Source organism: Pseudomonas sp. NY5710, from assembly GCF_013305665.1.
Lineage (GTDB): Bacteria > Pseudomonadota > Gammaproteobacteria > Pseudomonadales > Pseudomonadaceae > Aquipseudomonas > Aquipseudomonas juntendi.
This window is the reverse complement of the sequence record NZ_CP045554.1, coordinates 3,041,509-3,067,576: the sequence shown is the minus strand read 5'-3', so window position 1 is coordinate 3,067,576 and position 26,068 is coordinate 3,041,509. Positions and strand designations below refer to the sequence as shown.

Sequence of the window (26,068 nt, the reverse complement as noted above, 5' to 3'; positions counted from 1 at the left end):
AACTGAGCAGCGCCTCAGGCGCTTTCGACCTGGCGCGGCGCCATGAAGTACATCCACACCAGAGCCAGGAAGTACATGGCCGGGATCATGGTGAACAGCACGGCATAATTATTGTGGGTAGCCGTCAGCACGCTGCCGACGATCTGCGTCATGAACATCCCGCCAATGGCTGCGCACATGCTGCCGAAGCCGAACACGGTGCTCACCAGGTGCTTGGGCGTGTAGTCCATCACCAGGCTCCAGATGTTCGCCGTCCAGGCCTGGTGCGCCCCCACCGCCAGCGAAATGGCCGCCACCGCGACCCAGAGGCCGCTGGCGTTGGCGGCCAATACCACGCTGACCATGGTGCAGGCGAAGACCAGCATGGACAGCAACCGCGCCGTCGTGGCGCGCACGCCGCGGCCGATCAACCATGACGACAGAATGCCACCGCCGATGCTGCCAAAATCTGCCGTCAGCCAGATGATGATCAGTGGGATACCCATCTGGGTCACATTGATGCCCAGGCTGTACTGTTGGTTGAGGAAGGGCGGCAACCAGTACAGGTAGAACCAGAACACCGGTGCGGTGATCGCATAGGCCACCGCGAACGCCCAGGTCCCGCGCAGGCGCAGAATGCGGCTGAACGGCACCCGGGTCGGCTCGGGCTCGACATCTTGCTGGATGTACTGCACCTCGCTCTGGCGCACTGTCGGGTGGCCTTCAGGGTTGTAGTACTTGAGCAGCCACAGCACTACCCACACCAGGCCCAGGCAGCCCATGGCGATGAATGCGGCCTGCCAGCCCCACACGGCTAGAATCAGTGGCAGCAGCGCTGGGGTTACCATGGCGCCGACATTGGTACCGGCGTTGAACAAACCGGTGGCGATAGCCCGCTCGCCGGCCGGAAACCACAGGCGCACGGTTTTCACGCAAGCCGGGTAGTTGGCCGCTTCGGTCAGGCCAAGGATAAAGCGGCAAACCATGAAACCGGCAGCCGAGGTGGCCAGGCCATGGGCGCCGGTGGCCAGGCTCCAGAGCAGCACGGCGAAGAAAAAGGCCCGTTTGACGCCGACCTTGTCGATCAGCCGGCCTTGCAACAGGAAGCCGATGGCGTAACCGACCTGGAACCAAAAGTTGATGTTGGCGTAGTCCATCGCCGTCCAGCTCATTTCCTTGGCCAAGACAGGCTGCATGATGCCAAGGGCGGCGCGGTCGATGTAATTGAGGGTGGTGGCGAAGAACACCAGGGCCAGCATGCCCCAGCGGGTCTTGCCAACGCCGAAGGCGGCGCGAAGCTTGTCGCCGATCGAGCCCTGGGGCATCCGGGGCGCGGCGGGGTGAGTCTTGGAGTTGTTCATGACGGCTCGTTTCTTGAAATTGTATTCAACTGCGGTGCTGCGGGTGCGTGACCATTTCCCAGGCAAGGGGGCATGTAAGGCCGGTGCATGGTGAGCAGTGCGGGCGGCAGCGTCAATTCAAGAGGCGGTCTTATGTTCGGTTACCGAACGCTTGCGTGTGCCGGCCAGGCGTCAGGGCGACCGCTGAGCCGGCGCTGGTTATTCGCGCAGGCTGCGTGGTAGCAAAGCACCTGGTAACACCCAGCTTTCCACTTCGGCGCGGCTGTACTGTTTGATCCACTGGCGCAAGGTCTTGTGCAAGGTGCTCTTGGCTTCGACGACTTCACCGGTATAGGGGTTTTGATAAAACTTGCTGAGCCGCGCCCGGAAACCGGTCGGTGAAACCAGTGCATGGGGTTGCCATGTGAACAGGTCGAAGGTGTGGCGCTGCTCAGGTGCCATGATGCTCAGCACCTGCCTTAAACCGAATTGATATTCGGCCAGCAGGTCGTGCAGTTTGCTTTCGAACTCCAGCTCGCGGCGAAGCTGGGGGTCAACCTTGATGAACTGAAGTTCGTCTTTCTTGTTGGCGAGCAGCCATTCGAGGGCGCGGAACTGGGCAAGATGAGACATGGGGCTTCCTCCAGTGCGTGATGGCACCAGTGTTAGCGCGCCGGTCAGAGCAACGCAAGTGGGGAAATAATTTGAGATTTTTGCAGGGCATTCTTCGTTGTTAGGTTGTACGAAAGTTCGGTTCTGAGTTGGGTTTTCAGTAACTTCCTACAGCGGTGCCTTCAATAACTTCAATAAATGAATGCCTGGGGGTTTTGCCTGTCAGGGCATCTGCTGAGGCGCTGCTGGTTGCTTGAGCCCAATGGTGTGAACGCTGGGGGGCGGTTCTTACAAGATGTTTCATTGCAGCGAAGCGGTGAACTATCGGCGCTGCGCAGGGCTCCTTTGCTAGGCGCACCCTGCGCACGGCTGATGGCCACCCCGTCAGCCTGGGTCACCGAATGAAAAGGAGGCACCGTGACCACATCCGACCACACCCTTTACCGGCGCACCCCCAGCCCGCTGCACGCCCTGCTGTTGGCCGGCAGTGTGCCGTTGTTCCTGGGCGCGCTGCTGAGCGATATCGCCTACTACAACAGCTACCAGATCCAGTGGAGCAACTTCGCCGCCTGGCTGATCGCCGGGGCTTTGGTGTTCTGCGGGCTGGCGCTGCTGTTTGCCTTGGCCAACCTGATCCGCGCCGAGCGCAAAGGCGGGCGCCCGACGCTGTACTTCGTGCTGCTGCTGGTGACCTGGGTGCTTGGCCTGATCAATGCCTTCGAGCATGCCAAGGACGCCTGGGCGGTGATGCCAGCAGGGCTGGTGCTGTCGGTGGTGGTGAGCGTACTTGCACTGGCCGCAGCCTGGACCGGCTTGAGCAACCTGCGTTCTGGAGGTGAAGCATGAAGCCCTTGCACGCGTTGAGTGTATTGAGTGTGGCGCTGCTGTTGAGTGCCTGTGGTGGCGATGGCGAGCCTACCCAGGCCCATGGCCCGGACCCGCGCTTGCCCGAGCCACAACGTGGCTTGTTGCCGAGCATGAAGATCGCTCAGCCGGCGGCCTGGGGTGAGCAGAAACCGACCGTTCCTGAAGGCTACAGCGTCACAGCCATTGCCACCGACCTGAAGATTCCGCGCCAGAGCCTGGTATTGCCCAATGGCGACATCCTGGTGGCCGAAGGCAGGGGCGGCAGCGCGGCCAAGCTCAAGCCCAAGGATGTGATTGCCAGCCAGATCAAGGCCAAGGGCAACACCCAAGTCAAAGGCGGTAACCGCCTGACCTTGTTGCGCGATGCCGACGGCGACGGCAAGTACGAGGTGCAGACGGTATTCGCGGAAAACCTCAACGCGCCGTATGGCCTGGCTTTTGCCGACGGCAAGTTGTACGTGGCCAACCAGGACGCCCTGGTGCGCTTCAACTACACCGAAGGCCAGACCAAGGCCGACGGCCCGCCGACCAAGGTCACCGACCTGCCAGCGCAGATCAACCACCACTGGACCAAGGCGCTGACGATCAGCCCCGATGGGCGCTACCTGTATGTGGGCATCGGCTCGAACAGCAATATCACCGAGCGCGGCCTGGAGGTGGAGATCGACCGCGCCATGGTCTGGCAGGTGGATGCCGAAACCGGCGCGCACCGGCCTTACGCCACGGGCCTGCGCAACCCCACTGCACTGACCATTGAGCCGCAGACCGGGCAGTTGTGGACAGTGGTCAACGAGCGCGATGAGTTGGGGCCCGATTTGGTGCCTGACTACCTCACCTCGGTGCGTGACGGCGGCTTCTACGGCTGGCCCTACAGCTACTGGGGGCAGAACGTCGATGAGCGGGTAAGGCCGCAGGCCCCGGACAAGGTCGCCGCCGCGATCAAGCCAGATTACAGCCTGGGCTCGCACGTGGCGGCATTGGGTGTGGACTTCTCGATCCCGGCCATGGGTGAGGGTTTTGCCGACGGGGTATTCGTGGGCGAGCACGGCAGTTGGAACCGGCCGAACCCGGTGGGCTACAAGGTCATCTTCGTGCCGTTCAGCAATGGCAAACCGGCTGGGGAACCGATTGACTTCGCGACGGGTTTCCGGGGTGAAGATGGCAAGACCCGCGGTCGCCCGGTTGGGGTGACGGTGGACCCACGCGGTGCTTTGATCATTGCGGATGACCTGGCCAATACCGTGTGGCGGGTTACGCGCAATCGGTGAGGGTGGCCGGTTACGCGTGCGGCTCATCGCCGGCAAGCCCACAGGGATCGCATCAGGGCTGACAGGTGTTTGTCAGAAAAGATGCAGCGCCTGTGAGATCGAGCGCCGCCCGCGCGGCGCTTCGCGGGTAAACCCGCTCCTACGTTTGTTTCGGGCCAGTATTGCCTGTGACAGGCGCGCGCGACCGCCTTGTTTGTACGACGCGATATCGTGGTGGGCGCCAGGGCGTTCGCGCGCAAATCCCACAGGCATAATTGGCCCGAAATAAACGTAGGAGCGGGTTTACCCGCGAAGCGCCGCGCGGGCGGCGCTCGATCTCACAGGCGCTGAAGATGCTGCGGCTACCCTTGCCAGAAACCATAGAATCCCCCTCAGGTACGGCGCATGGCTTGAGTGCTGTGCAGTATGTGGGAGCAGGCAGCTTTGAACGGCTTAGCAAATACCCGGACCATACGCAGCCCCGGTTGACAGTTGCGGGTATACTCGCCAACCGTTTCACTGTTATCCGAGTATTTCGATGGGTCTTTCCGCAATCGCAACACCCGCACCGCGCCGCTTCGGCGCGCCCCTTGTCGCCCTGCTTGTGCTGCTGGCCGGTGCCTGGTTCCTGAACCTCAACGCCGGCTTCAAGCAGGCCTTGCTGCTCATGGTCGGCGCCGCACTTGGCCTGACCTTGTACCATGCGGCCTTTGGTTTCACCTCAGCCTGGCGGGTGTTCATCAACGAACGCCGGGGCGCGGGCCTGCGCGCACAGATGCTCATGCTGGCGCTGGCGGTGCTGTTGTTCTTCCCGGCGCTGTCGGCAGGCAGCCTGTTTGGCTCACCCGTGACCGGCCTTGTGGCCCCGGCCGGTGTTTCGGTGGTGTTCGGTGCGTTCATTTTCGGTATCGGCATGCAACTGGGCGGCGGTTGTGCCTCGGGCACGCTGTTCACCGTTGGCGGGGGTAACGCACGCATGCTGGTGACCTTGCTGTTCTTCATCATCGGCTCGGTCAGCGCTACCCACCACGCTGACTGGTGGTTCGCCTTACCGTCGTTCCCGGCCACCTCGATCGTGCAGGCGTGGGGCGTGGCGCCGGCGCTGCTGGTGAGCCTTAGCGTATTCGGCCTGATCGCGTGGGCCAGCGTGGTGCTGGAAAAGCGCCGGCATGGCGGGTTGGAGGCGCCTGTCAGCAGTGCGCAGCGCGGCTTGCGGCGATTGCTGCGGGGCCCCTGGCCGCTGCTGTGGGGCGCCATCGCTTTGGCCGTGTTGAACTACGCGACCCTGGCCCTGGCGGGGCGGCCGTGGGGCATCACCTCGGCCTTCGCCTTGTGGGGCGCCAAGGTGCTTGAAGGCCTGGGCGTGAATGTCGCCAGTTGGGTGTTCTGGCAGGCACCGGCCAACGCCAAGGCGCTGGCTTCGCCGTTGTGGCAGGACATCACCACGGTCATGGACCTGGGCATCGTGCTCGGTGCGCTACTGGCAGCAGGGTTGGCCGGGCGTTTTGCGCCTAGCCTGAAAATTCCGCTGCCGTCATTGCTGGCTGCGGTGATCGGCGGGCTGCTGCTGGGCTATGGTTCGCGCCTGGCCTATGGCTGCAATATCGGAGCGTACTTCAGCGGTATTGCTTCGGGCAGCGTGCATGGCTGGCTGTGGCTGGTGGCGGCTTACGCCGGCAACCTGATCGGGGTGCGCTTGCGCCCGCTGTTCTTTGCCGGGGAACGCCGCCCGGCGGTGTTGAGCGGCTGCTGATTCCGCACTGGGCGCCGTCCGGGGCTGCTTGAAGCTTGCTTCACGGCAGGGGCCCCGTGGCGGCGCTTTTCAATTAATAAAGTGCTTTAGCTTTGATCTATAACCGCTTGAAACAAAACACCTATCTCTTCGCAACTGCATGGTGCACGCACTGCTCGTAATAGGTCTGCCGGATTGCCGCAGGCTTGAGCCTGGAGCGGCTGTTATAGGTTTGTTCAGTAATGCCGAAGGCGGTCATGCGCATCCACGGTTTGGCGAACTTTCGCACCTGAAGCTTCTTGCGCGTAGCGTACAGGGTGACCCCGGCAAGCTTGGCCTGCTGGGCTTCACCGGCTATTTGCGCACCCCACTGGCAGGTGTGGCGATCATTCTGGCTGAGTGCCCTGGCCTGGGCGCCGAAAGCGAATGTGGCGAGCAGGCAGCCGGCCATCGTAGCTAGAAGTACTCGCATATTGCTGTCCTAAGCAATTGAAGGGGAACGAAGTTTGCCTTCACTTGCAAAGGTGGGGGGCCAGCAAATTGCCGTCAGCGGGTGGCCCTGTGCGATGACCCAGCAGCCGGGTTGCGCAGGCTAGCCCAGGCAAGGCAGGCGATCCACAGTACCGACACCCCGTAGTTGAGGCGCTGGTACAGGCCGAACAGCTGCCCGGTTTGTGCCGCTTGGGCCATGAGTGCGACGGTGACGATGGCAAGTATCAGGCTCGTGGCGGACAGCAGCGCGACGGCCTGGCTGCCGGCCAGACGCGTCCCGAGCCACGCCCACAGGGCGCTCGCCAGGGTCAGTGAAAGGAACATCAGCAACCCCGACAGGTTGTGCAGCAGCTGTGAGCTGGAAGGTTGCGCCGCAGCGCAGCCTGGGTCGCAGGCGAACCAGCCTGTGCCCAGGCTACCGAGGCCGTGCATCAATACTAGAGCTGCACTCGACAACGCCACCTTCGAGCCGTGCCAGCGCCGCGCGAGGCCCAAGGCAAACAAGATGAACAAGACCGCGAGAGGATAATTGTTGACCCATGGCGACCAGCGCTGCACGGGCGAGCCAACCGCGCCGAGCTGGCTCATGGCTTGTTGGAAATGGTCGTAGCCGGGGTACGCCAGTGCAGTGAGCCAGACCCCGGCCAAAAGCCACAAGGGGATCAGTAAGCCGCAGCAGAGCAAAAGGCGGTCAAAGGTTTTCATACTGGCAGTTCCTTCCATGGATGCGTGAGGTGGAAACGCACAGTATCTTGCAGCGCAGGCTCTGTGCCAGCACTTCCAGGTGTTGTCGGGTAGGTGCAGCCCCAGACAGGCATTGAAATCCGCACGCGGCATATGTGATCGTACAACTGCTTGCGCTATGATAAGCGCTGTCTTTCAAGGTGAAACACAGGGCGATGACAGAGCAGCAGGTACAGGCAAGGACCCGGCGCAAGCCACGCAGTCTGGCCCAGGAACTGGTTACGGTGCTGACCGAGCGTATTCGCAGCGGCCAGCTCAAGCGCGGCGACAAGCTGCCGACCGAGTCGCAGATCATGGTCGAAGAGGGCGTCAGCCGCACGGTGGTGCGTGAGGCCATTTCGCGGCTGCAAGCCGCCGGGCAGGTGGAAACCCGCCACGGCATCGGTACGTTCGTGCTGGATGCGCCGGCGACCGGGGGCTTCCGGATCGACCCGGCGACCGTCGTTACCCTGCGTGAGGTGCTGGCGGTGCTGGAGTTGCGCATTGCGCTGGAGATCGAATCGGCGGGGCTTGCTGCACAACGCCGCAGCGATGACGAGCTGGCCGGCATGCGCGCGGCGCTGGATGAGCTGAACGAGGGGGCGGCCCACGCTACCGATGCGGTGTCGGCCGATTTCCAGTTTCACCTGCGCATTGCCCAGGCCAGTGGCAACCATTACTTCGCCGACATTCTCAACCACCTGGGCACCAGCATCATCCCCCGGACCCGGTTGAATTCAGCGCGCTTGGCGCGTGATGACCAGGCCCATTACATGAGCCGGCTGCGCCATGAGCATGAAGCCATCTATGAAGCCATTGCACGGCGAGACAGCGAAGGGGCCAAAATGGCCATGCGCATGCACCTGAGCAATAGCCGTGAGCGTTTGCGTCAGGTGCATGAAGAGGCTGAGGCGCAAGGGGCCTGAGGCCCGTGCCGCAAAGGGGCGTCAGATCGCCCCGTCGCGCCACTGCCCATTCACCAACCGCCGCAGCCCCAGTGGGTTGTTGTCACGCAGGGCCGCTGGCAACAGCGCCTGCGGGTAGTTCTGGTAGCACACGGGGCGCAGGAAACGGTCGATAGCCAGGGTGCCGACCGAGGTTCCGCGGGCGTCGGAAGTTGCCGGGTACGGCCCGCCGTGGACCATGGCATCGCACACCTCGACACCTGTCGGGTAACCATTGAGCAGAATCCGCCCGACTTTCTCTTCCAGCAGTGGTACCAGCCAGGCAAAGGCTTCAAAGTCCTCAGGCTCGCCGATCAGTGTGGCGGTCAGCTGGCCGCGCAGGCCAAGCACGGCAGCGCGCAACTGGTCGTTATCCTGAATTTCCACGGCCACGGTGGTGGGGCCGAACACTTCCTCCTGCAGCAATGGGTCGGACTCGACCAGCAACCGGGCATCGGCCTTGAACAACTGGGCATGGGCCTGGCTGCCTTGCTGTGCCTGGCCGGCCAGGTGTTCGATACCGGCGTGGGCGTGCAGGTGCTCCAGGCCAGCGACATAACTGCGCAGGCCGCCGGCGTTGAGCATGACCTGGCCGGCCTGCTGGCCCAGGTGCTGACCCAGCTCAGCCAACAGCTGGCTGTACTGTGGCGATTGCAGCCCGATGACCAGGCCCGGGTTGGTGCAGAACTGCCCTGCGCCCAGGCACACCGAACCGGCCAGCTCACGGGCGATGGCGTCGCCACGCTTGGCCAGGGCGCCCGGCAGGATGATCACCGGGTTGATGCTGGACATCTCGGCGAACACCGGAATCGGCTGGGGGCGCTCTGCGGCCATGCGGCACAGGGCGTCGCCGCCTTTCAGCGAGCCGGTGAAACCTACAGCCTGGATGGCCGGGTGCTTGACCAGCCACTCGCCCACGCCGCCACCGAACACCATGTTGAACACCCCCTTGGGCATGCCGGTACGCTCGGCTGCGCGGGTGATGGCGCAGCCGACCAAGTCGGCGGTTGCCATGTGGCCGCTGTGCGCTTTGAACACCACCGGGCAGCCGGCGGCCAGCGCCGCGGCGGTGTCGCCACCTGCGGTGGAGAACGCCAGCGGGAAGTTACTGGCGCCGAACACCGCGACCGGGCCAACGCCAATGCGCATCTGGCGCAGGTCCACGCGTGGCAGTGGCTGGCGTTCGGGCAAGGCGAGGTCGATGCGTGCGCCAAGGTAGTCGCCACGGCGCAACACCTGGGCGAACAGGCGCATCTGGCCGCTGGTACGGCCGCGCTCACCCTGTATACGTGCGGCGGGCAGTGCGGTTTCGCGGCAGACGATAGCGATGAAGGCATCGTCCAGCTCGTCCAGTTCGGCGGCGATGGCATCCAGAAACTCGGCGCGGCGCGCCGGGGGCAGTTGGCGGAATTCGGCGAAAGCAGCGGCCGCGGCTTTGGCAGCTTGGTCGACTTCGCCCTCGGTAGCCTGAGCAAAGTTGTACGGCAGGGCTTCGCCAGTGCTGGCGTCCAGGCTCTGCAGGCGCTGTGCGCCAGCGGCGCTGCGCTGGCCGGCGATGAAGTTGTGGCCGAGGATATCAGGCATGGGGTGCTCCTGTGAGGGTGGCTGAATGAAGAGTGCTGGGCGAGCCTGCCCAGGGCATCAGGTAATCGGCGCCGGATTGAACAGGGTGATGTCGTTGTGCAAGCGGTGCTGCTCGGCCCAGGTCTGCTTGCGGCCACTGGCGACGTCGAGGTAGTAGTGGAACAGCTCCCAACCCAACTCCTCGATGGTCGCGCGGCCGCTGGCGATGCGCCCGGCGTCGATGTCGATCAAGTCGGGCCAGCGCTGCGCCAGTTCGCTGCGGGTGCACACCTTGACCACGGGCGCCATGGCCAGGCCATACGGCGTGCCGCGGCCTGTGGTGAAGACATGAAGGTTCATGCCTGCGGCCAGTTGCAGGGTGCCACAGACAAAGTCGCTGGCCGGGGTGGCGCAAAAGATCAGGCCCTTGCCCTTGACCCGCTCGCCTGGGCCAAGCACGCCCTGGATGGCCCCGCTGCCGGACTTGACGATCGATCCCAGCGACTTTTCGACGATGTTCGACAGGCCGCCTTTCTTATTGCCCGGTGTGGTATTGGCGCTGCGGTCGGCAGCGCCTTGCTGCAGGTAGCGGTCATACCAGTCCATTTCGCTTACCAGCGCGTCGGCCACTGCCTGGTTTTGCGCGCGCGAAGTCAGCATGTAGATGGCGTCGCGAACCTCGGTCACTTCCGAGAACAGCACGGTGGCACCGGCACGTACCAGCAGGTCGGCGGCATAACCCAGCGCTGGGTTGGCGGTAATGCCCGAAAAGGCGTCGCTGCCACCGCACTGCATGCCGAGGATCAGCTCGCTGGCCGGTACGCTTTCGCGTCGACGCTGGTCGAGTTTCTTCAGGCGGGTTTCGGCCAGCGCCATGATTTGCTCGATCATTTCCACAAAGCCCAGGCTGGCGTCCTGCAGGCGGTACAGCCACGGGTCGCTGAGATCTACCGACGGGTCGTTGTCGTGCATCACCTGGCCGGCTTGCAGCTTTTCGCAGCCCAGGCTGATGACCAGCGCTTCGCCGCCCAGGTTGGGGTTGCGCGCCAGGTTGCGCACGGTGCGGATCGGGATATAGGCGTCGCGGGCGTTGATGGCCACGCCGCAGCCGTAGCTGTGGGTAATGGCTACCACGTCATCGACGTTGGGGTATTTGGGCAGCAGTTCGCTGCGGATGCGCTTGACCGCGTGCTCCAGCACGCCGGTCACGCACTGCACGGTGGTGGTGATGCCAAGGATATTGCGCGTGCCGACCGTGCCGTCGGCGTTGCGGTAGCCTTCAAAGGTGAAACCTTCCAGTGGCGGCAGCGGCTGTGGCACGGCATCGCAGCGTGGCAGGCTGTCCAGTTCCGGTGCAGCAGGCATGGCCAGCTGGCTTTCCTGTACCCAGCTGCCCTGGCGCAGGTCTTCCAGCGCATAACCGATGATTTGCCCGTAGCGGCGCACCGGCTCGCCCTTGGCGATGGTCACGGTGGCAACCTTGTGGCTTTGCGGTACGCCCTCGACCAGGGTCAGGCCGTCGGCAAAACGGGCACCTTCGCCCAGGCCGCCGTCATTGACCACCACCACGACGTTGTCATCGTCGTGCAGGCGCACGTAGCGGGGCGAGTCTGAATGTTCGATCAACTGCATGTTTGGGCCCTACTTGTCAGGTTCTCAGGCTTTTTTGTACATCCGCCCGCACCGAACGAGCCGGCGCGGGCGTGTCACTCAATGGCGCGAGCTGGCCAGTTCGCCGTTGGCAGCAGGCTCAGCCTGTGGCTTCGGGGCGTCGTCGCGCAGTTCGATACGCTTGATCGGGCCAACGATCACCAGGTAGCTGAACACCGCTACCAGGGCGTTGGCGCCGACGTAGACCAGGGCCCACTTGAACGAACCCGTGGCGCTGATGATGTAGCCGATGACGATAGGCGTAGTGATCGAGGCGATGTTGCCGAAGGTGTTGAACAGGCCGCCCGACAGGCCGGCGATCTGCTTCGGCGAGGTGTCTGCCACTACCGCCCAGCCCAGCGCGCCGATGCCTTTGCCGAAGAAGGCCAGGGTCATGAAACCGACGACCATCCACTCGGCGTCTACGTAGTTGCAGAACACCATGGTGGTCGACAACATCAGGCCGCAGACGATCGGCAGCTTGCGCGAGAAGGTCAACGAGTTGCCACGGCGCAGCAGCCAGTCCGAGATCACCCCACCCAGCACGCCGCCGATAAAGCCGCATACCGCCGGCAGCGAGGCGATGAAGCCGGCCTTGAGGATGGTCATGCCGCGTTCCTGCACCAGGTACACCGGGAACCAGGTCAGGAAGAAGTAGGTGATGGCGTTGATGCAATACTGGCCCAGGTATACGCCCAGCAGCATGCGGCTGGTCAGCAGCTGCTTGATGTAACCCCATTTCGGGCCATCGTTGCCGCGCTTCTGGTCCGTGTCGACCAGGCCGCCGTTCTGCTCGATGTGTTCGAGCTCGGCCGGGCTGATGCGTGGATGCTGGCGCGGGTTGTAGATGGTTTTCAGCCACACCATCGAGAAGATGATGCCCAGCGCCCCCATCACCACGAACACGTGCTCCCAGCCGAAGCTGAACACGATCCAGCCCATGATCGGTGCGAACAGGGCGGTGGCGAAGTACTGCGCGGAGTTGAAGATGGCCGAGGCGGTGCCGCGTTCCTGGGTCGGGAACCAGGCCGCGACGATACGGGCGTTACCCGGGAACGACGGGGCTTCGGCAAAACCGACGAGGAAGCGCAAGGTGAACAGGGTCACGACTGCCCAGGCAACCGGAAGGCCGCCCACAAAGCCCTGCAACAGGGTGAACAGCGACCAGGTGAAGATGCTGAAGGCGTAGACGTTCTTGGAACCGAAGCGGTCGAGCAGCCAGCCACCAGGAATCTGGCCAGCCACGTAAGCCCATCCGAAGGCGGAGAAGATATAACCGAGGGTTACGGCGTCAATGCCGAGGTCTTTCTGCAGGCTGGAGCCTGCGATTGCAATGGTCGCGCGGTCGGCATAGTTGATCGTGGTCACCAGGAACAGCATGAACAGGATCAGGTAGCGCACATGCGTCTTTTTAGTCGCTTGCATGCTGGTTGTACTCCCACTAGTTATTTTTGTGCGGGCTCACGAATGGTAACCGGAGCGGGGCAGGCCCACTCCGGGCGCGGCATATGGCAGGCCGCAAGCGGCGCTTACTGCGGGCCCATCTTGTCCATCAGCGCGGCGAGCATTTCGTACTCTTCGGCGGTGAGGTCGGTCAGCGGGGTACGCACCGGGCCTGCGTCGTAACCGGCCAGCTTGGCGCCGGCCTTGACGATGCTCACGGCGTAGCCAGCCTTGCGGTTGCGGATGTCCAGGTAGGGCAGGAAGAAATCATCGATCAGCTTGGCCACGGCAGCGTGGTCGTCGCGGGCGATGGCGTTGTAGAAGTCCATCGCTGTCTTCGGCACAAAGTTGAACACTGCCGAGGAGTAGACCGGTACGCCCAGGGCCTTGTAGGCAGCAGCATACACTTCTGCGGTTGGCAGGCCACCCAGGTAGCTGAAGCGATCACCCAGGCGGCGGCGGATCGACACCATCAGCTCGATATCACCCAGGCCGTCCTTGTAGCCGATCAGGTTAGGGCAGCGTTCGGCCAGTTTCTCCAGCAGGTCGGCGTTCAGGCGGCAGACATTGCGGTTGTACACCACCACGCCGATCTTCACCGATTTGCACACGGCTTCCACGTGGGCGGCAACACCGTCCTGGCTGGCTTCGGTCAGGTAGTGCGGCAGCAGCAGCAGGCCCTTGGCGCCCAGGCGCTCGGCTTCTTGCGCATATTCGATGGCCTGGCGGGTGGAGCCACCCACGCCGGCGAGGATCGGTACCGAAGTGGCGCAGGTATCGACTGCGGTCTTGATGACCTGGCTGTATTCGCTGGCGGCCAGGGAGAAGAACTCGCCCGTACCACCGGCGGCGAACAAGGCACTGGCGCCATAGGGGGCCAGCCACTCCAGGCGCTTGATGTAGCCCGCCGGGTTGAAGTCGCCCTGGGCGTTGAAGTCGGTGACCGGGAAAGACAGCAGGCCGTGGGAGAGGATGGATTTGAGTTCTTGTGGATTCATTGTTGTTGGCATCCTGTGGCGCTTGGGTGGAGGTGTTGTTTTGCGTTAGAGGTAAGTTATCGTACAACCTCGGAGATGACCAGTGCTTTTTGAGATTTTTGTTTTCTGCCAGCGTGCCCGCTTCTACGTGTTCGCCTCGATATGTGTGGTGGGTAGTAGATCGAGCGCCGCCCGCGCGGCGCTTCGCGGCTAAAGCCGCTCCTACGTTTGTTTCGGGCCAATTATGCCTGTGGGATTTGCGCGCGTACGCTTTTGCGCATGGCGCGATATCGCGTCGTACAGACAAGGCGGTCGCGCGCGCCTGGCACAGGCGATACTGGCCAGAAACAAACGTAGGAGCGGCTTTAGCCGCGAAGCGCCGCGCGGGCGGCGCTCGATCTGACAGGCGCTGAAAAACCGACGACCACCACCCGGCAGTCATCGTATCTCTAAAGGCCAAAAGAAAAAAACGATCGCAAAGACAGGCACAAACCCGCCGCCCGATTCCACGGCAGATGTTCTGGGACCAGCAGAGGGTGACCGGGGGAGGCGGGGGCGGCCTTGCGCCGCCCCGCGATCAAAGCAGGGGAAACTGTAGGTCAGGCAGCGCGCTTGACCTGCGCCTTGCGGACCTGGGCGCGGCACGCGTCACCGAAGGCCTGGAAAATCTTGATCGAGTCGGGGTTCTGCGCGGCTTGCCATTCTGGGTGCCATTGCACGGCGAACAGGAACGGCGAAATGCTTGGCGCGTGAATGGCCTCGACCAGGCCGTCTTCAGCATGCGCGATGGCCTCGATGCCGGCGCCGAGCGTGTGCAGGCCCTGGCCGTGCAGCGAGTTGACGCGGATTTCGTCGCAACCCAAAGTGTCGCGCAGCCAGCTGCCTGGCTTGATCTTCACGCTGTGAACCTGGGCGTACTGCACTTCGACCGGGTCTTCCGGGTTTTCCCGGTGGTCGTTGAAACCCGGTTCGGCGTACACCTTCTGGTAAATGTCGCCACCCAGGGCCACGTTGATTTCCTGCATGCCCCGGCAGATGCCGAAGATGGGCAGGCCACGCTTGAGCGCCGCCTTGACCAGCGGAATGTCGAACAGGTCGCGGTTCTGGTCCTGGCCTTTGCCTGGGGTCTGGTTTTCCTGTCCGTACAGCGCAGGGTCGATGTTGCTGCCAGCGCCGGTCAGGTACACGCCGTCGGCCATGTCCAGATAGGTCTCGAGGTCGTCAATGCCGCAGCAAGTGGGCACCAGCACCGGGACACAATCGGCGAACTCGACCAGCGGGGTGATGTATTTGTGGGTCATGACCTGGTAGTCATGGCCTTTGCGCTCTTGGCTGCCCATGGTCATCAGGACGACGGGTTTGCGCAGGGAAGGTTGCTTGTTGCCAATGTTGCTGTTGGACATATGTCACCTTGGGACAGGTTCGACCTGTCGTTGTTGTGCAGGCGCACGGCGCGGGGCTCTGAATGGCGCCTGGAGCCCCGAGCACTGCCGGCTCGTCGAGCTGACGATGCCGGTCGGGGCCTGTAGATAGCTTGCCAGAGCCGTTCGATATGTCAAACGACTGAAAGGGGCTTCGGGGCGGGAAATGCGCCGGTTTTTGGTGGGTTGAACCGATGCGGGCCTGTCGCGGCGTGGGTTTGGCGAGGGGCGCGGTCAATAATATTTAACGACGCAGTTGGGTCTTTGCAGCGGTGCAATGAAATAGGCGGCTTGACGTCAACGCGGTCTTTGTGGGAGCGGCCTTGTGTCGCGAAAGGGCCGCAAAGCGGCCCCCGGATTTCAGCACTGGTGCATGTATTGCCGGGGCTGCTGCGCAGCCCTTTCGCGACACAAGGCCGCTTCCACAGGTTCAGTGACAGGTCTGCAATCAGTGCAGGATCTGCGCCAGGAACCCCTTGGCCCGCTCGGTGCGTGGGTGGTTGAAGAACACCTGCGGCGGGCTGTCCTCGATGATCTGCCCACCCTCCAGGAACAGCACCCGCTCGGCCACCTGCCGGGCAAAGCCCATTTCGTGGGTGACGCAAAGCATCGTCATGCCCGTGCCGGCCAGTTGCACCAGCACATCCAGCACTTCAGCGACCATTTCAGGGTCCAAGGCCGACGTAGGCTCGTCGAACAGCATGATCCGCGGTTTCATGCACAGCGCGCGGGCAATTGCCACGCGCTGCTGCTGCCCGCCGGACAACTGGCTGGGGTACTTGTGCGCCTGGCTTGCGATGCCCACTTTGGTCAGGTACATGCGCGCCCGCTCCTCGGCATCCTTGCGCGATAGCCCACGCACGCTCGTGGGGGCGAGCAGGCAGTTGTCGAGCACGCTCATGTGCGGGAACAGGTTGAAGTGCTGGAACACCATGCCAATGTCGCTGCGTACCTGCGCCGCCTCCCGGGCGTTGGTCGCAAGGTCGACGCCGGCGACCTCGATAGTGCCCTGCTGGGCGATTTCCAGGCGGTTGATGCAGCGAATCAGCGTCGACTTGCCCGAGCCGGAAGGCCCGCACAGGACGATACGTTCGCCTTCGCGTACCTGCAGGTCGATGTCGCGCAAGACATGGAACGCCCCGTAGTGCTTGTTCAAGCCTTCAATGCGGATCAGCACCGCGCGCGGGTCGGTTTCAGGGGTAGCGGTGGCATGGCTCAAGAGTGCGGTCATCGTGTTGTGCTCCCGCGGGGGTCAGTCGAAACGGGTTGCGCTGTAAGGCGCGGGGTCGGTGAAGGGGCGTTCCCCGGTCACCAGTTCGGCCAGCAGGCGGCCGCTGACCGGGCCCAGGGTGAGGCCATGGTGGGCGTGGCCAAAGTTGAACCACAGCCCTGGGTGGCGTGGCGCCGGGCCAATGACCGGGCGCATGTCGGGCAGGCACGGGCGCCGCCCTAGCCACGGTGCGTCGTCCAGGCGCTCGCCCAGCGCGGGGAACAGCTTGCGCGCCAAGGCTTCGCAACGGCCCAGCTGGATCTGGTTGGCGGGCGCATTGGCGGCATCGAACTCGATACCGGTGGTCAAGCGCACGCCGCGCGCCATCGGTGCCAGCACATAACCGCCCTGGGTGTCGCAGATCGCGTGCTCCAGTTGCGCGCCGCCACGGGTGCCGTAGTGCATGTGATAGCCGCGCTTGATCGCCAGCGGTATCCGGTAGCCCAGGCCGCTGAACAGGTCGGCCGACTGGGGGCCCAGGCAGGCGACAACCTCGTCGGCAGTGATCGGGCCACGGCGGCTGTCGACCTGCCACTTGCCGTGGTGCTGACGCAGGCTGCGCGCATCGCCATGCAGGAACTGCCCGCCGCGTTGCTGGAACAAGGCTGCATACCCACGGGTGAGGGCGCCGGGGTTGATGACGGTTTTCGGGTCAAGCCAGTGGATGCCGCCGACCACGGTGGCATCCAGCTGGTGTTCGCGGGCCTGCAACTGGCCGCATTCCAGTATTTCGAACTGCAGGCCGTAACGGCTCAGGCCTTTGGCATCGGCCTTGGCCTGGCTGAACAGCGTCGGATCGCGGAACACCTCGATCCAGCCTTTGGCCTGCACCAGCCCTTGCAGGCCGGCAGCTGCGATCAGCACGTCGTGTTCTTCCACGCAGCGCTGCACCAATGGCAGCATATCGGCGGCGGCACCTGCCAGGCGCCCGGGGGCGGACTGGCGCCAGTAGCGCCACAGCCACGGCGCCGCCTTGGGCAGATGCGCCAGGCTGTAGCGCACGTCGGGCTGGCGGTTCAGGCCATAGCGCAGCAGGGCGCCCAGTTGCCGTGGGAAGGCATAGGGGATGACGCTGGAGCGCTCGATCAGCCCGGCGTTGCCGTGGCTGGTACCGCTGCCCGGTTCGTCGCGGTCGAGCAGTACCACCTGGCGCCCGCGGGCTTGCAAGTGCAGGGCGGTGCTGACGCCGACGATGCCGGCGCCCAGGACTAAGGTCTGGCAATGCATGGAACGTATCCTTCGGTCAGTTCAGGTGGCGGCCCAGGCGGGCTTCCAAGTGTTTCAGCAGGCGCCGCACCACCTCGACGATCACCAGGTAGAGCACTGCGGCCCACAGGTAGATCTGGAAGTCGAAGCTGCGCGAAAAAGCCAGTTTGGTCACGCCCATCAGGTCGTAGATGGTCACCAGCGAGGCAATGGCGCTGGCTTTGATCATCAGGATCAATTCGTTGCCCAGCGGGCCGATGGCAACCAGCAGCGACTGCGGCAGGATCACCTTGAAGAAGGTCGTCGAGCGCTTCAGGTTCAAGGCCCGCGCCGCCTCATACTGGCCCGGGGCGACGGCCATAAGGCTGCCGCGGAAGATCTCGGCCTGATAGGCGGCGGTGTTCAAGGTGAACGCCAGCAAGGTGCAGAACCACGCCTCGCGGAAGAACCACCACAGGCCCACGTCCTGCCAGAAGCTCTTGAACGAGCCCAGGCCGTAGTACAGCAGGAACAACTGGGCCAGCAATGGCGAGCCGCGGAAGAGGTACACATAGCCTGCCGCCAGGCGTTGCAACAGCAGGTTGTGCGACAGGCGCGCCAGCGCCAGCAGCAGGCCCAGCAGCGCGCCCAGGCTGAAGGAAATGGCGACCAGCTTGGCAGTGACCAGCAGGCCGTCGACAAAGCGCGGGCCGTAACGCTCCAGCAGGTCAGGGTCGAGCACCAGCGCCAGCAATTGGTCGAGGCTCATGCGCGCGCTCCTTGCAGGTGGCGGTTGCTCCGCCGCTCGATGTAGGCGAACACGCGCCCGGACAATGCCGCGAACAGCAAGTAGCCCAGGCACGCCACGCCGTAGAAGAACATGGGCTCTTTGGTCACGCTGACGGCCAGGCTGGTCTGGCGCATCAGGTCGACCAACGAGATGGTCGACACCAGCGAGGTGTCCTTGAGCAACGACAGCCAGTTGTTGGACAAGCCGGGCAGGGCAATGCGGGTCAACTGCGGCAGCAGCACCTTGAAGAACCCGGTGCGTTTGCTCAGCCCCAAGGCCGAACAGGCCTCCCACTGGCCTTTGGGCAAGGTCTTGAAAGCGGCCAGCCAGATCTCGCTGGAAAATGCGGCGAACACCAGGCTGAACGCGATCATGGCGGCCACGAAGGTATTGATCAGGAACTCACCTTCATAGCCCAGGGCGGCAAGGACCTTCTGCGCGGCGATCTGGCAGCCGTAATAAATGATCAGCAGTGTCAGCAGCTCGGGCAAGCCGCGGAACACGGTGGAAAACGTGGTGGCCCAGGCCCGTGGCAGGCGTTTGCGCGAGCGGGCCGCCAGGGCAACTACCAGGCCCAGCGGCAGGCCGATGGGCAGGCAGGCCAGGGCCAGTGACACAGTGACCAGCGCGCCGGCCAGCAGCGCCTGGCCCCAGCCACCGCTGGCCAAGGACAGCAAGGACAATTGATCGAGCATGACGAACACCTTGTGTTGACCTCACCGGCCTCATCGGCGGCAAGCCAGCTCTCACAGGTAAACCGCTGTTCTTAAGGTCTGTGGGCAACCTGTGGGAGCTGGCTTGCCGGCGATAGGGCCCGGTGAGGCAATGAGGGCTTGAAGATCAGTTGTAGATATCGAATGCAAAGTACTTGCTGGCGATCTTCTGATAGGTGCCGTTGGCCACGATCTGTTGCAACGCGGTGTTCAGGCGTTGGCGCAAGGCTTCATCATCCTTGCGCACGGCAATGGCGGCATCGGCCTTGGTGTTGGCTACATCACCCAGAATCTTGCAGCAGTCACCGCCGTTCTTGCTGATCCATTCCTGAAGCGGAAATTTGTCGGCAATCACCCCGTCCAGGCGGCCGGCGGCCAGGTCCGCGTTGGCTTCGTCCATGGTCGGGTACAGCTTCACGTCAGCGCCGGCCTTGGCGTAAACGTCCTCGGCATAAATGGCCTGGGTGGACGACGACTGGGCGCCAACCGTGTAGCCGTTGAAGTGGGTTTGGGCATCGGTGATCTTGCTGTCCTTGGCCACGGCCACGGTCAACGGGGTACGGTAGTAATGGTCGGTGAAGGCAATTTTCTTGCGCCGTTCCTCGGTGTCGATCATCGAGGCCACCACCGCGTCGTACTTGCGCGCCATCAGCGCCGGGATGATGCCTTCCCAGTCCTGAGCCACCAGCGTGCACTCGACCTTCATCTGTTCGCACAGGGCATGGGTAATGTCGACGTCGAAGCCATGCAACTGGTTATCGGCGTCGACATAGTTGAACGGCGGGTAGGCACCCTCGGTGGCGAAGCGCAGGGTTTCGGCACTGGCAGCACCTGCCAGCAGCAGGGCGCACGCACCCAGCAAGGCCATGGACTTGTTCATCTCGCACCTCATTGCACTCTTGCTATTGTTGTTTGCCCGCCGACCACGTGGTGTAGCCGACGAACTCGTTATGTAGAGCGGCAGTTGCTTCCAAGCGCTTTTCAACATCCGGCCCGAGTTTCTTGCAGACCTCGTTGACCATCAGGTGTACCCACGACAGCATGGCCGAGGTGGATTCCCAGAACAGATTGAATTCGGTGGGTATGCGGAACACCTCGTCGGCGTTGGCATCGGCCCAGTCACAGAAAGTGTCGGTCACCAAGGTGACCGCAATGCCCGCCTCGCGCGCCTTTTGGCACAGCAACAGGGCATGGCGGGAATAACGGCGCGCCTCGAACACCACCAGGGCGCTGTCTGCGGCGTTACCGAGCAGCACGTCGGCAAAGTGCCCGGCACTGAGGTCGACCAGTTGCACCCCATCGCGCAGGTATTGCAGCAAGTGGCCCATGCACATGGCCACGCCGCGCTCGGTCTGAAAACCTGCAACAAAGACCCGGCGCTTGCTCGCCAAGCGTTGGGCCACGTTGTGCCAGGCCGGGCCTTGGCGGTACTCGTGCACGCGCACCAGGGCGGCCATTTCCAGTTCCAGGCTGCCGCCGTTGTCGCTGGCGTCCTGGCGCTGGCGGTAATCGTGCAAGCGGTCGCCCACCAGCCACGGGCCATCGCCCAGGTCGCTCTGCAGATCTTGCTTAAGTGCCTTGAGGTGGGCATAACCCAGGGAGCGGCAAAACCGCCCGACACTGGATTCGCTGACGCCCAGCTTGGCGGCGATGCTGGCCGAGGTCTGGAACGGCAGTTCGTGCAGGTTGGCGAGCATGTAGGTGGCGATCTTGCGGCCTGACGCTGCGGCCCCGTCGAGGCTGGCTTCCAGGCGTTGCTTGATCGGTTGGCTCATGCTGGGGCTCCAGAAGGTAAGGCTTGGGAAGAAAATGAATGTTTTCTGCCAATAAGTCAACATTTGACAGATAGCTGTCACTCGCGGAAAAGTTTTGCCGTTGCAACGCTGTAGCCACTCCAAAATCAACAAGGAGCTTCAGATGTCCGCACCGTCCACCGGCACCGTCGTGCGCGTGCCGTTTACCGAGCTGCAAGGCCTGCTGCAGGCTATCTTCCAGCGCCATGGCTGCAGCGACAGCGTGGCCAGGGTGCTGGCCCACAATTGTGCCAGCGCCCAGCGCGATGGTGCCCATAGCCATGGGGTGTTCCGCATGCCGGGGTACGTGTCCACGCTGAACAGCGGCTGGGTCGATGGGCGGGCCGTGGCCAAGGTCAGTGACCTTGCCGCCGGCTATGTCAGCGTCGATGCCGCTGGCGGGTTCGCCCAGCCCGCACTGGCGGCGGCCCGCGACCTGTTGGTGGCCAAGGCGCGCAACGCCGGCATTGCCGTGCTGGCGATCCACAACTCGCACCATTTCGCCGCCTTGTGGCCAGACGTGGAGCCGTTCGCTGAAGAGGGCCTGGTGGCCCTCAGTGTGGTCAATAGCATGACCTGCGTCGTGCCGCATGGGGCCCGCAAGCCTCTGTTCGGCACCAACCCTATCGCCTTTGCAGCACCCTGCGCCGAGCATGACCCGATCGTCTTCGACATGGCCACCAGCGCCATGGCCCACGGCGACGTGCAGATTGCCGCGCGTGCCGGCCAGCTGCTTCCCGAAAGCATGGGTGTCGATGCCAATGGCGAACCAACCACCGAGCCCAAGGCGATTCTCGAGGGCGGTGCCTTGCTGCCATTCGGCGGGCACAAGGGCTCGGCGCTGTCGATGATGGTCGAATTGCTGGCGGCAGCACTGACAGGCGGGCATTTCTCCTGGGAGTTCGACTGGTCGGAGCACCCGGGGGCGAAAACGCCATGGACCGGGCAACTGATCATCGTCATCGACCCGAGCAAGGCCGAGGGCGAGCGTTTTGCCCAGCGCAGTCGCGATCTGGTGGAGCAGATGCAGGGGGCAGGGTTGACGCGCATGCCGGGTGAACGGCGTTACCGCGAGCGCGAGGTGGCCGAAGAAGAGGGAGTGGCGCTGACCGAGCAGGAATTGCAAGACCTGAAAGCGTTGCTTGGCTGATCCGGCCTCATCGCCGGCAAGCCAGCGCCCACAGTGGGAGATTCTATGGTTTCTGGCAAGGGTAGCCGTAGCATCTGCAGCGGCTGTTAGATCGAGCGCCGCCCGCGCGGCGCTTCGCGGGTAAACCCGCTCCTACATTTGTTTCGGGCCAGTATTGCCTGTGCCGGACGCGCGCGACCGCCTTGTTTTTACGACGCGATATCGTGGTGGGCGCCAAGGCGTTCGCGCGCAAATCCCACAGGCATAATTGGCCCGAAACAAATGTAGGAGCGGGTTTACCCGCGAAGCGCCGCGCGGGCGGCGCTCGATCTCACAGGCGCTGCATATCTTCTGACAAATACCTGCCAGCCCTGATGCGATCCCTTTGGCTGGCTTGCCGGCGATGGGGCCATCACTGCCAGCATAAAACCCTGGCCATGCAATGTTGCATAGACAACCTTGCACATTAGTGGATGTTCCTGAGCCGTGTGTGCGGGTATGCTCAGGGCTGACTTTTCGTACTGTCCTGATCCAAGGAGCTGCACGCTGTGTTCAAACATGTCGATGCCTATGCCGGCGACCCGATCCTCTCGTTGATGGAAACTTTCAAGGCCGACCCGCGTGCCGACAAGGTCAACCTGAGCATCGGCCTGTATTACGATGAGGCCGGCGTGGTGCCGCAATTGGCGGCGGTGGATGCGGTGGAAAAGCGCATCGCCGGCCAGGACCATGAAGCGTCCCTGTACCTGCCTATGGAAGGCCTGGCCAGCTACCGTCAGGCGATTCAGGCGCTGCTGTTCGGCGCCGATCACCCGGCCGTGACGGGTGGGCGCGTGGCCACGGTGCAGACCGTAGGTGGCTCTGGCGCGTTGAAGGTCGGCGCCGACTTCCTGAAGCGCTACTTTCCGCAGTCGGAAGTCTGGGTCAGCAACCCGACCTGGGACAACCACCGTGCCATCTTCGAGGGTGCCGGCTTCAAGGTAAACACCTACCCGTACTTCGATCAGGCCACCCGCGGCGTCGACTTCGACGGCATGCTGGCCACCCTGCAAGCGCTGCCGGCCAATAGCGTGGTCCTGCTGCACCCGTGCTGCCATAACCCGACCGGTGCCGACCTGGCCCAGAACCAGTGGCAGCAAGTGGTCGAAGTGGTCAAGGCCCGCCAGTTGATCCCGTTCCTCGACATCGCCTACCAGGGCTTTGCCGAGGGCCTGGTCGAAGACGCTTACGCCATCCGCGAAATGGCCCGTGCCGGCGTACCGTGCCTGGTCAGCAACTCGTTCTCGAAAATCTTCTCGCTGTATGGCGAGCGGGTCGGTGGCTTGTCAGTGGTGTGCGACGACGCGGCCACCGCACAGAGCGTGCTGGGCCAGCTCAAGGCCACCGTGCGCCGCAACTATTCCAGCCCGCCCAACTTCGGTGCCCAACTGGTGGCTGGTGTGCTCGGCGATGCCGGCCTGAATGCCCAGTGGGCCGAGGAAGTCGAAGTGATGCGCAAGCGCATTCTGGATATGCGCCAGGCGCTGGTCGATGCCCTGGCCGTGCTGCTTCCAGGCCAGGACTTCCAGTTCTTCCTGCGCCAGCGTGGCATGTTCAGCTACACCGGCTTCAGCGTCGAGCAGGTCCGCCGCCTGCGCGACGAATTTGGCGTGTACCTGATCGATAGCGGCCGCGTGTGCATGTCCGGCCTGCGCCCGGCCAACCTTCAACGGGTAGCCGAGGCGTTTGCTGCCGTCCAGAAGTAACCCTGCATCGGGGTGCTGAGCACCCCGTTCGCGCTGCAAGGCCGCTCCTGCATCCACCGCGCAACACCCGCGATGCCTGCCACTTGTAAAGACAAGTGCAACCGCCCCTCGGAAAAGGGCTTCGCAAGTGCAACCTTTCCGTGCACAATCGCGCCCCTCTTTTCCGGTTGAGTTGGGCGAACGCACTATTTCGCCATTCTCAGCCTGTTGCAGTCTTGCGAGTGGAGCTTCACCCGGAATGAATGAGCAGGCCCCAAGCGTTGAACAACGCTTTGCAGAATCGACCCCCGCCACCCTCGATAACTGGGCGCGGCACGACACCACCTGGATGCTGGGCCTGTTCGGCACCGCCATCGGTGCTGGCACCCTTTTCCTGCCGATCAACGCCGGCCTTGGCGGCTTCTGGCCGCTGCTGATCCTGGCCGTGCTGGCATTCCCGATGACCTATTTCGCCCACCGTGGTCTGACCCGTTTCGTGCTTTCCGGGCGCACCGGTGGTGATATCACCGAGGTGGTCAAGGAGCATTTCGGCAGCACGGCGGGCACCTCGATCACCGTGCTGTACTTTTTCGCCATCTTCCCGATCCTGCTGATCTACAGCGTGGCGCTGACCAACACCGTGTCCAGCTTCATCGAGCACCAGTTGCACCTGCAGCCACCGCCACGGGCCATGCTGTCGTTCGTGCTGATTCTTGGCCTGCTGGCCATCGTGCGCTGCGGCGAGCAGGCCACGGTCAAAGTCATGAGCCTGCTGGTGTACCCGTTCATCGTTGCCCTGGCGCTGCTGGGCCTGTACCTGGTGCCGCACTGGACTGGCGGTATCCTCGATAGCGCCACCCAGGTGCCACCGGCCTCGGCCTTCCTGCACACCTTGTGGCTGGCCATTCCGGTGATGGTGTTTTCCTTCAACCACTCGCCGATCATCTCGGCCTTCGCCGTGGATCAGAAACGCCGCTACGGCGACCACGCCGATGAGCGCAGCGGGCAGATTCTGCGCCGTGCCCACCTGTTGATGGTGGTGATGGTGCTGTTCTTCGTGTTCAGCTGCGTGCTGACCCTGAGCAGCGCCCAGCTGGCTGAAGCCAAGGCGCAGAACCTGTCGATCCTGTCGTACCTGGCCAACCACTTCAGCAACCCCACCATCGCGTTTGCCGCGCCGCTGATTGCCTTCGTGGCCATCGCCAAGTCGTTCCTCGGCCACTACATCGGTGCCAGTGAAGGCCTCAAGGGCATTATCGCCAAGACCGGCGCCCGCCCGGGTGCCAAGTCCCTGGACCGGGTGGTTGCAGGGTTGATGCTGGTAGTGTGCTGGATCGTCGCCACCCTCAACCCGAGCATCCTCGGCATGATCGAATCGCTCGGCGGCCCGATCCTTGCGGTGCTGCTGTTCCTGATGCCGATGTACGCCATCCGCCGTGTACCGTCCATGCGCAAGTACAGCGGCGCGGCGTCCAACGTATTCGTGGTAGTGGTGGGCCTGGTTGCGCTGACTTCGGTGGTGTACGGCCTGCTGGGCTGAGTCACGGCGGGCTATGAAACAAGCCCGGGTTGGCTGGCGCCGCCCGGGTTTTTTTGCGCGTGAAACTCACCCGGCAAGGGGCGAGAAAGCCGGAAGTTTGTTCACAAACATTATCCGGGAATAGAACAAATTCACCCGCCCCCATAGGCACTCGGCCGCCTTCATGCTTAACTCGGTGTCCTTTTCAAACCCCGCATAAGGATTTCGTCATGGCTCAAGTGACTCTCAAAGGCAACCCGGTTCAGGTCAACGGCAACCTGCCACAGGCCGGCGCCCAGGCTCCGGCTTTTTCCCTGGTGGGTGAAGGCCTGGCTGACAAGTCGCTGAAAGACTACGCCGGCAAGCGCAAGGTGCTGAACATCTTCCCGAGCGTCGACACCCCAACCTGTGCCACTTCGGTGCGCAAGTTCAACGCCCAGGCCAACGATGTCGCCAACACCGTGGTGCTGTGCATCTCCGCCGACCTGCCGTTTGCGCAGGCACGTTTCTGCGGCGCCGAGGGGCTGGAGAACGTGAAGAACCTGTCGACCCTGCGTGGCCGCGAGTTCCTCGAAAACTACGGCGTGGCAATCGCCGATGGCCCGCTGGCTGGCCTGGCGGCCCGCGCCGTGGTGGTGCTGGACGAGAACGATAAAGTGCTGCACAGCGAGCTGGTCGGCGAAATCGCTGAAGAACCGGACTACGAGGCTGCACTGGCGGTACTGAAGTAAGCAGCGCCCCTGTAGCGTAGCGCTTGCAGGTCGTGGCAGCCCTGTATAAGCAGGCTTAGCCACGAAGGGGCCGGCGCAGGCTGTGGAACCCCACAGCCCTCAGCGCGCTCCAAGCAACACCCTGTAACGGCCTGGAACACGTTCCGGGCCGTTTTCATTTAAAATTCCGCGTCTTGGCAACGTCAGCCAAAGGTAAACCTCTGGTAAAGGCCCTTTGCTAAAAC

Annotated in this window: 23 protein-coding genes; 8 read left to right on the top strand and 15 right to left on the bottom strand. The window is 63.3% G+C overall.

What is annotated here, in order from left to right:
* Nucleotides 1–14: 14 nt before the first annotated feature.
* Both GEV39_RS13820 and GEV39_RS13815 read right to left on the bottom strand, forming a co-directional pair.
* Nucleotides 15–1,304: an MFS transporter gene (locus tag GEV39_RS13820; RefSeq protein WP_457254921.1), complete on the bottom strand. Its 1,290-nt coding sequence runs from the start codon at nt 1,302–1,304 to the stop codon at nt 15–17.
* 234 nt (nt 1,305–1,538) lie between these two features.
* Nucleotides 1,539–1,952, bottom strand: coding sequence for a histone-like nucleoid-structuring protein, MvaT/MvaU family (locus tag GEV39_RS13815; protein WP_173889748.1), 414 nt, complete (start codon nt 1,950–1,952; stop codon nt 1,539–1,541).
* A 396-nt stretch (nt 1,953–2,348) separates the two neighbouring features.
* Between GEV39_RS13815 and GEV39_RS13810 the strand changes: the two genes are divergently transcribed.
* From GEV39_RS13810 to GEV39_RS13800, 3 genes are all read left to right on the top strand, one after another.
* Nucleotides 2,349–2,777, top strand: coding sequence for a DUF2231 domain-containing protein (locus GEV39_RS13810; RefSeq protein ID WP_173889746.1), 429 nt, complete (start codon nt 2,349–2,351; stop codon nt 2,775–2,777).
* Entirely contained in the window at nt 2,774–4,066 is a 1,293-nt protein-coding gene (locus GEV39_RS13805) for a PQQ-dependent sugar dehydrogenase (RefSeq protein WP_173889744.1), read from the top strand. Before GEV39_RS13810 ends, GEV39_RS13805 begins: the two co-directional genes overlap by 4 nt.
* A 517-nt stretch (nt 4,067–4,583) precedes the next feature.
* Nucleotides 4,584–5,798 (top strand): YeeE/YedE family protein, encoded by a 1,215-nt coding sequence (locus GEV39_RS13800; RefSeq protein WP_173889742.1) that lies wholly within the window; start codon nt 4,584–4,586, stop codon nt 5,796–5,798.
* Nucleotides 5,799–5,919: 121 nt separating this feature from the next.
* Here GEV39_RS13800 and GEV39_RS13795 read toward each other — a convergent pair whose 3' ends face one another.
* Nucleotides 5,920–6,249: a hypothetical protein gene (locus tag GEV39_RS13795; RefSeq protein WP_047149831.1), complete on the bottom strand. Its 330-nt coding sequence runs from the start codon at nt 6,247–6,249 to the stop codon at nt 5,920–5,922.
* Between the two features lie 74 nt (nt 6,250–6,323).
* Nucleotides 6,324–6,974, bottom strand: a complete 651-nt coding sequence (locus GEV39_RS13790) for a DUF998 domain-containing protein (RefSeq protein WP_173891709.1) — start codon at nt 6,972–6,974, stop codon at nt 6,324–6,326.
* A 194-nt stretch (nt 6,975–7,168) separates the two neighbouring features.
* Here GEV39_RS13790 and GEV39_RS13785 point away from each other — a divergent pair, with 194 nt between their 5' ends.
* Nucleotides 7,169–7,918: a FadR/GntR family transcriptional regulator gene (locus GEV39_RS13785; protein WP_009687013.1), complete on the top strand. Its 750-nt coding sequence runs from the start codon at nt 7,169–7,171 to the stop codon at nt 7,916–7,918.
* 21 nt (nt 7,919–7,939) lie between these two features.
* Here the strand turns inward: GEV39_RS13785 and GEV39_RS13780 are convergent, their stop codons facing one another.
* The 11 genes from GEV39_RS13780 to GEV39_RS13730 form a co-directional block, all read right to left on the bottom strand.
* Nucleotides 7,940–9,520, bottom strand: coding sequence for an aldehyde dehydrogenase (NADP(+)) (locus tag GEV39_RS13780; protein WP_173889740.1), 1,581 nt, complete (start codon nt 9,518–9,520; stop codon nt 7,940–7,942).
* A 57-nt stretch (nt 9,521–9,577) separates the two neighbouring features.
* Entirely contained in the window at nt 9,578–11,131 is a 1,554-nt protein-coding gene (gene garD, locus GEV39_RS13775) for a galactarate dehydratase (protein ID WP_054906141.1), read from the bottom strand.
* A 78-nt stretch (nt 11,132–11,209) separates the two neighbouring features.
* Entirely contained in the window at nt 11,210–12,574 is a 1,365-nt protein-coding gene (locus GEV39_RS13770) for an MFS transporter (protein WP_173889737.1), read from the bottom strand.
* A 104-nt stretch (nt 12,575–12,678) separates the two neighbouring features.
* Nucleotides 12,679–13,590, bottom strand: coding sequence for a 5-dehydro-4-deoxyglucarate dehydratase (gene kdgD / locus GEV39_RS13765; protein WP_110679792.1), 912 nt, complete (start codon nt 13,588–13,590; stop codon nt 12,679–12,681).
* Between the two features lie 578 nt (nt 13,591–14,168).
* The gene (locus tag GEV39_RS13760; protein ID WP_009687019.1) at nt 14,169–14,972 is read right to left on the bottom strand and encodes a gamma-glutamyl-gamma-aminobutyrate hydrolase family protein; all 804 of its coding nucleotides are present in this window, start codon (nt 14,970–14,972) and stop codon (nt 14,169–14,171) included.
* 466 nt (nt 14,973–15,438) lie between these two features.
* Complete coding sequence (locus GEV39_RS13755) at nt 15,439–16,221, bottom strand: amino acid ABC transporter ATP-binding protein (protein WP_173889735.1); 783 nt, start codon at nt 16,219–16,221, stop codon at nt 15,439–15,441.
* A gap of 21 nt (nt 16,222–16,242) precedes the next feature.
* On the bottom strand, nt 16,243–17,487 hold the full coding sequence (locus tag GEV39_RS13750) for an NAD(P)/FAD-dependent oxidoreductase (RefSeq protein ID WP_173889733.1): 1,245 nt from the start codon (nt 17,485–17,487) through the stop codon (nt 16,243–16,245).
* Between the two features lie 16 nt (nt 17,488–17,503).
* Nucleotides 17,504–18,214: an ABC transporter permease gene (locus tag GEV39_RS13745; protein ID WP_173889732.1), complete on the bottom strand. Its 711-nt coding sequence runs from the start codon at nt 18,212–18,214 to the stop codon at nt 17,504–17,506.
* Nucleotides 18,211–18,930, bottom strand: coding sequence for an ABC transporter permease (locus tag GEV39_RS13740; RefSeq protein WP_173889730.1), 720 nt, complete (start codon nt 18,928–18,930; stop codon nt 18,211–18,213). The genes GEV39_RS13745 and GEV39_RS13740 overlap by 4 nt, the downstream gene beginning before the upstream one ends.
* A gap of 145 nt (nt 18,931–19,075) precedes the next feature.
* Nucleotides 19,076–19,828: a transporter substrate-binding domain-containing protein gene (locus GEV39_RS13735; protein ID WP_173889728.1), complete on the bottom strand. Its 753-nt coding sequence runs from the start codon at nt 19,826–19,828 to the stop codon at nt 19,076–19,078.
* A 22-nt stretch (nt 19,829–19,850) separates the two neighbouring features.
* Complete coding sequence (locus GEV39_RS13730; RefSeq protein WP_173889726.1) at nt 19,851–20,723, bottom strand: MurR/RpiR family transcriptional regulator; 873 nt, start codon at nt 20,721–20,723, stop codon at nt 19,851–19,853.
* 142 nt (nt 20,724–20,865) lie between these two features.
* Between GEV39_RS13730 and GEV39_RS13725 the strand changes: the two genes are divergently transcribed.
* The 4 genes from GEV39_RS13725 to tpx all read left to right on the top strand — a co-directional run bounded on the left by GEV39_RS13725 (nt 20,866) and on the right by tpx (nt 25,844).
* Nucleotides 20,866–21,891 carry an Ldh family oxidoreductase gene (locus GEV39_RS13725; protein WP_173889724.1) on the top strand — a complete coding sequence of 342 codons (1,026 nt, stop codon included), beginning with the start codon at nt 20,866–20,868 and terminating at the stop codon, nt 21,889–21,891.
* 527 nt (nt 21,892–22,418) lie between these two features.
* Complete coding sequence (locus GEV39_RS13720) at nt 22,419–23,615, top strand: amino acid aminotransferase (RefSeq protein ID WP_173889722.1); 1,197 nt, start codon at nt 22,419–22,421, stop codon at nt 23,613–23,615.
* A gap of 238 nt (nt 23,616–23,853) precedes the next feature.
* Nucleotides 23,854–25,134 (top strand): serine/threonine transporter, encoded by a 1,281-nt coding sequence (locus GEV39_RS13715; RefSeq protein WP_173889720.1) that lies wholly within the window; start codon nt 23,854–23,856, stop codon nt 25,132–25,134.
* Between the two features lie 209 nt (nt 25,135–25,343).
* On the top strand, nt 25,344–25,844 hold the full coding sequence (gene tpx, locus GEV39_RS13710; protein ID WP_054881982.1) for a thiol peroxidase: 501 nt from the start codon (nt 25,344–25,346) through the stop codon (nt 25,842–25,844).
* Nucleotides 25,845–26,068 lie beyond the last annotated feature (224 nt).